The organism is Streptomyces griseorubiginosus (assembly GCF_017614965.1).
In the GTDB taxonomy this organism is placed as follows: Bacteria; Actinomycetota; Actinomycetes; order Streptomycetales; family Streptomycetaceae; genus Streptomyces; species Streptomyces griseorubiginosus_B.
In genome coordinates this window covers 1-1,047 of record NZ_WVUG01000652.1, presented here as the reverse complement: position 1 = coordinate 1,047, position 1,047 = coordinate 1, and the positions used below count along the sequence as shown (strand labels likewise).

The window sequence follows — 1,047 nt, the reverse complement described above, 5'->3', positions numbered from 1 at the left end:
AAGTAGTCCAGCAGGACAGGATGGCGGACCTCGAGGGCCAGCGTGCGGTCCTTGTTGGCCGGGATGAAGGCGACGGCGCGGTCGATGACGACGAGGCGTTCGGTGACCTGGTCGAGGGTGCGTGCCTCGGCGTCCCCCCGCAGTTGCTCGTAGCGGGCGATCACGGCGGGGGAGTGGCGCTGGGTGTGCTGGTAGAGGGTCCGGATACGGCCGCCCCGGTCCAGCAGGGCCTGGTCGCGGGCGAGGCTGCGGGCGAGGCGAGTGGCGGGACTGCGGCCGTCGTAGGGCTGAATGGCGAGCAGTTCCCTGGAGGCGTCCCTCATCGCGGTGGTGATGGCCTCGTTGATGCGGTCGACTCCGCCGAGGACGCCGATGGCGGGCGAATCCACCGGTGCGGTGCTCCGCCCGTCGATCCGCATGAGCGGTTCGAACGTCTCGGCCAGTCGCTGCTCGCGGCGGCGTTCCTCGGCGATGCGGTCCGCCGCGCCGCGCAGCAGGCGGTGCAGGGCCACCGCCGGTGCGACGGGCTCCAGCCGGCCGGGGTCCGTGACGGCGGGGTGCAGCAGGCCGAAGTCCACGAGGCAGGGCGCCGCGTCGGCGTCCGCGCCGCTCACATGCCCTTCGCGCAGCGCGCGGCCGTACAGCTCCCGGCCCGCGTCGCACAGTTCCTCGGGGCCGTGTCGGTGTGTCCCTCCGTCACGCATCGGGCTCCTGTTTCAGGAGCCCCGACTGCGCTATGAGGAACCCGAGTTGGGCCCGGCTGCCGCTGCCCAGAGCTGTCGCGAGCTTGGCGATGTGGGCGCGGCACGTACGCACGTTCATCCCCAGGCGCCGGGCGATCGCCTCGTCGACATGCCCCTCGACCAGGAGCTTGGCGATGGAGTGCTGGATCTCTGTGATGCCGTCCGGGGCGGTCTCGTACGGGGCGCCGGCGCTCAACGGGACCGCCCGCGCCCACATGAACTCGAAGACCTTGATCAGATAGCGGACCAGCCCGGGATGACGGAGCTCCAGGGCCACCTCCCCGTCGTCACGGGTCGGGATGAA

The 1,047-nt window shown here is 71.6% G+C and carries 2 protein-coding genes; both read right to left on the bottom strand.

Annotated elements, in window-relative coordinates; all coding sequences use genetic code 11:
* Positions 1-704: helix-turn-helix transcriptional regulator (locus GRC12_RS44515; RefSeq protein WP_208786107.1), on the bottom strand; the 704-nt coding region annotated here is incomplete at its 3' end.
* Positions 697-1,047: helix-turn-helix transcriptional regulator (locus GRC12_RS44510; protein WP_439959963.1), on the bottom strand; the 351-nt coding region annotated here is incomplete at its 5' end. The genes GRC12_RS44515 and GRC12_RS44510, both read right to left, overlap by 8 nt.